General features: G+C 72.0%; 1 protein-coding gene and 1 pseudogene. Both read left to right on the top strand.

The annotated features are described in order from the left end of the window. Positions 1-3203 (top strand): SDR family NAD(P)-dependent oxidoreductase (locus KUM38_RS28510; protein ID WP_217133379.1); only part of this gene is annotated, 3203 nt, incomplete at its 5' end. A gap of 125 nt (positions 3204-3328) precedes the next feature. Beyond that, positions 3329-4924: pseudogene (locus tag KUM38_RS28505) on the top strand (type I polyketide synthase); the annotation flags it as partial.

Below are 4924 nucleotides of genomic sequence, written 5' to 3'. Positions count from 1 at the left end.
CCCGGCTGAGGGTGTCGCACGCGTTCCATTCGCCGCGGATGGAGCCGATGCTGGCGCAGTTCCGTACCGTCGCGGAGCGGCTGACGTATGCCGAACCCCGCATCCCGGTCGTGTCGAATGTGACGGGTGAAGTGGTGTCGGTGTTCGACGCCGGCTACTGGGTGCGGCATGTGCGCCAGGCGGTGCGGTTCGCCGATGGTGTGCGCACGCTGTGGGATCTGGGGGTGCGGCGGTTTGTGGAGCTGGGGCCGGACGCGGTGCTGACCGCGATGGCCCGGCAGTGCGTGGAGGACACCGAGGCGGCGTTCATACCCGCCCTGCGTGCCAAGCACGGCGAGCGGGAGACGTTCGCCACCTTCCTCGGCCGCGCCCACACCGCCGGCCTCGCAGTCGACTGGGAGGCCTACTACGCCGGCACCGGCGCCCAGCGGGTCGACCTGCCGACGTACGCCTTCCAACGCGAGCGCTTCTGGCTGACCCCGGGCACCGCTCCCGGTGACGTCGCGGCGGCTGGTCTGGAGCGGGTCGAGCATCCGGTGCTGGCGGCGGCCGTGCAGGTCGGTGATCGTGACGAGTGGGTGTTCACCGGGCGGTTGTCCGTCGAGTCGCAGCCGTGGGTGCGTGATCACGTGGTGTTGGGCGCGGTGATCGTGCCTGGTACGGCGTGGGTGGAGCTGGCGTCGGTTGCCGGTCGTCGGGTGGGTGTGCCGGTGGTGGACGAGTTGGTGATGGAGGCGCCTCTTCTGTTGGAGGAGGGGGCGGCCGTTCAGTTGCGGGTGACCGTCGGTGCCGCGGGTGAGGACGGTCGTCGTGAGGTGGCGGTGTTCGCCCGTTTCGAGGGTGGGGAGGGGGAGCAGGCCGAGATGGCCTGCCACGCGCGGGGCTGGCTGGCTGCCGGGGACACCATGCCGGTGTCGTGGGTTCCGGTGCAGTGGCCGCCGGCCGGCGGTGTGGAGATGTCCGGGGATGTGTTGTACGCGGGGATGGCGGAGCTCGGGTTCGATTACGGGCCGGTCTTCCAGGGTGTGCGTGCGGCGTGGCGTGTGGGTGACGAGGTGTTCGCCGACGTCGCCCTGCCCGGTGACACCGGTGGTGAGAGCTTCGGCCTCCACCCGGCACTCTTCGACGCGACGCTGCACAGCGCCTTCGCTGAGAAGGGGTCGGGCGGCGGTGCGACGATCCTGCCGTTCTCCTGGTCGAAGGTGAGCATCGGGCGTACGGGCCTGTCGCGGGTTCGGGTGCGGATCTCGCCCGCCGGTGACGCGGCGCTGCGCGTGGACGCGGTGTCCGAGCAGGGCGAGCCGGTACTGAGCCTGGGCCGCCTGGACATGCGTCCGGTCGACCCCGCGCAGCTGGAGCGCCTGCGGCGCGGTGGTGGACAGTCGGTCCACCGGCTCGACTGGATGCCGGTGACCGTGACCACGGGCGGGCCCGCACGGGTCGCGGTGCTCGGTGACGTGGCTGACGTGGAGCGGGCGGTGGCCGACGGCGGCCCCGTGCCGGAGCTGGTGCTGGCCTCGGTCGGTACCCCCGACGGCGACGTGGCCGACGCTGCCAGGCAGGCCGCCGCTGAGGCGTTGGGGCTGGTGCAGTGGTGGCTGGCCGGTGAGGGGCTGGGTGAGGCCCGGCTGGTGGTGGTGACCCGGGGTGCGGTGTCTGTCGACGGTGAAGCTCCGGACCTCGCCCAGGCGGCGGTGTGGGGTCTGCTGCGCAGTGCGCAGTCGGAGCACCCGGGGCGGTTCGTCCTGGTGGACCTGGACGGCGATGAGCCGGACTGGGGTGCGGTGCTGGGCTCGGAGGAGCCGCAGTTGGCGGTGCGGGGTGGCCGGTTGCTGGCACCGCGGCTGGCCCGTGCCTCCACGGCGGTGACCGACCGGCCGCAGGCCTTCGACCCGGAGGGCACCGTGCTGGTCACGGGTGGTACCGGTGGTCTGGGTGCGGTGTTCGCCCGTCACCTGGCCGCCGCGCACGGGGTACGTCATCTGCTGCTGTTGAGCCGGCGTGGCCCGGAGGCCGACGGCGCCGCCGAGCTGGTCACCGAGCTGGGGACACTCGGCGCCCAGGCCCGCGTGGTCGCCTGCGACGTGTCCGACCGGGAACAGCTGGCTGCCGCGCTCGACTCCGTGGAGCGTCCGCTGACGGCGGTGGTGCATGCGGCCGGTGTGCTCGACGACGGCGTGGTCGAGTCGCTGTCGCCCGAGCAGATCGAGCGGGTGATGCGGCCGAAGACGGACGCGGCGTGGCATCTGCACGAGTTGACCGCCGACGCGGGCCTGTCGGCGTTCGTCCTGTTCTCGTCGGTGTCCGCGCTCATCGGCAGCCCCGGCCAGGCCAACTACGCCGCCGCCAACGCGACGTTGGACGCCCTGGCGGGGCTCCGGCGGGCCGCGGGTCTGCCCGCGGTGTCCATGGCGTGGGGCCTGTGGACGGACACCGCGGGCATGGCCGCGCAACTGGACGAGGCCGAACTGGCCCGCCTGGAGCGGATGGGTATCAGTGCGCTCACCGCCGAGACGGGTCCCGCGTTGTTCGACCAGTCGCTGGACGTGGACGCGGCCGTGGTGGCTCCGGTGCTGCTGGAGACGACGGCGCTGCGAGCCCGGGCGCGGGCGGGGATGCTGCCGCCGCTGCTGAGGGGGCTGGTGCGCGCTCCGGCCCGGGTGGCCGACTCGGGTACGGCGGCGCTGGCTCAGCGGCTGGCCGGAGCACCGGAGGCCGACCGGGGACGGATCGTCCTCGAACTGGTCCAGGCACAGGTCGCGGGTGTGCTCGGGCACGCCTCGGCGGCGTCCGTCGACCCCGAACGCGCCTTCAAGGAGCTCGGCTTCGACTCACTGAGCGCCGTCGAACTGCGCAACCGGCTCACCCAGACCACCGGAGTGCGCCTGCCCGCCACCCTGGTGTTCGACCACCCCACGCCGATCGCGGTCGCCGACCTGCTGCTGTCGGAGATCGGCGCCGGGGAGCCGGCCGAGCCCCTCATCGACCAGGAGGTGAGGAAGCTCGAGGACATGCTCGCGGCGAGTTCCGCGGAGGAGCAGCAGCGGGTGGCCAAGCGCCTGCGTGCCCTGCTGTCCGGCATCGGTTCCGCCGCCGGCGACGCCCAGAGCGACAAGAAGCAGAACGCCAGGGAGCGGATCGAAGCGGCCACCACCGCGGAGGAGATCTTCCAGATGATCGATGTCGATCTGGGCGACGAGTAACGGGGGACAGGGAAATGACGGACAACATCGATCAGCAGGAAAAGCTCGTCCGCTACCTCAAGAAAGTCGCGCTCGAACTCAACGAGACCAGAGCACAGCTCGAGGAGACCGAGTACCGGGCGACCGAACCGCTCGCGATCGTCGGCATGAGCTGCCGCTACCCGGGCGGCGTGACGTCGCCGGAGGAACTGTGGGAACTGGTGGCCTCGGGGGGTGACGCCATCAGCGGGCTCCCCACCGACCGGGGCTGGGACCTGGAGCGGCTCTACGACCCCGACCCCGACCAGCCCGGGAAGGTCTACGCCCAGGGCGGCGGTTTCGTGGAGCGGATCGGGGAGTTCGACGCCGAGTTCTTCGGCATCAGCCCGCGTGAGGCGACCGCGATGGACCCGCAGCAGCGGCTGCTGCTGGAGGCGTCCTGGGAGGCCTTCGAGCACGCCCGCATCGACGCGACCTCACTGCGCGGCAGCGACACCGGCGTCTACTTCGGCCTCAGCGTCACCGACTATGGCGTGGGACCGGACAAAAGCCTTCCCCACGTGGAGGGCTTCCAGCTCACGGGAGGCTCGGGCAGCGTCTCCTCCGGCCGCGTCTCCTACCTGTTCGGCCTGGAGGGCCCCGCGGTGTCCGTCGACACCGCCTGCTCCTCCTCCGCGGTCGCCCTGCACATGGCTGCGCAAGCCCTGCGCGCGGGGGAGTGCTCGCTGGCGCTCGCCGGTGGTGTCACCCTGATGCCCAGCCCGTTCATGCTGCGGGAGTTCAGCCGTCAGCGCGGTCTGTCGACGGACGGGCGGTGCCGCGCCTACGCGGCGTCGGCGGACGGGACCGGTTTCTCCGACGGCCTGGGCATGCTGGTGCTCGAGCGGCTGTCCGACGCCCGGCGCAACGGGCGCAGGATCCTCGGACTGGTCCGCGGCACCGCCATCAACCAGGACGGCGCCAGCAACGGGCTCACCGCGCCGAACGGCCCCTCCCAGGAGCGGGTCATCCGGCAGGCGCTTCAGAGCGCGGGGTTGTCCCCGGCCGAGGTGGACGCGGTCGAGGGCCACGGCACCGGTACGAAGCTCGGTGACCCGATCGAGGCGCAGGCCCTGCTGGCGACCTACGGCCGGGAACGCGACGGGGATCCGTTGTGGCTGGGGTCGATCAAGTCGAACATCGGTCATACGTCGGCCGCCGCGTGCGTCGCCGGTGTGATCAAGATGGTGATGGCGATGCGGCACGGGGTGCTGCCGCCGACCCTGCACGTGGACGAGCCGTCGCCGCACGTGGACTGGGACTCGGGCGCGGTTGAGTTGCTGACCGAGGCGCGGGAGTGGTCAGTCGAGGGTCGTCCGCGTCGTGCGGGTGTGTCGTCGTTCGGCGTGAGCGGTACGAACGCGCACATCATCGTGGAGGAAGCACCGGCTGAGGAGCCGGTGACGGAGGAACGGACCGCGCCCGCGGTTCCGCTGCCGGTCGTGGTGTCGGCGCTGAACGACGAGGCGTTGCGGGCGCAGGCGGAACGGCTGCGGGCGCATCTGGTGGCGCGGCCTGAGTTGTCGGTCGCGGATGTGGCGTATTCGCTGGTGGCGTCGCGGGCGTTGCTGGATCGGCGGGCGGTGGTGGTGGCTTCGGGCCGGGAGGAGTTGCTGTCCCGGCTGGGGGAGGTGGCGGCGGGGGAGTGGGCTGTCGCGGGGAAGTCGGCGTTCCTGTTCACCGGCCAGGGCTCGCAGCGTCCT

The organism is Streptomyces sp. AC558_RSS880 (genome assembly GCF_019049255.1).
Classification (GTDB): Bacteria; Actinomycetota; Actinomycetes; order Streptomycetales; family Streptomycetaceae; genus Streptomyces.
This window is presented reverse-complemented; position numbering and strand designations above follow the sequence as displayed.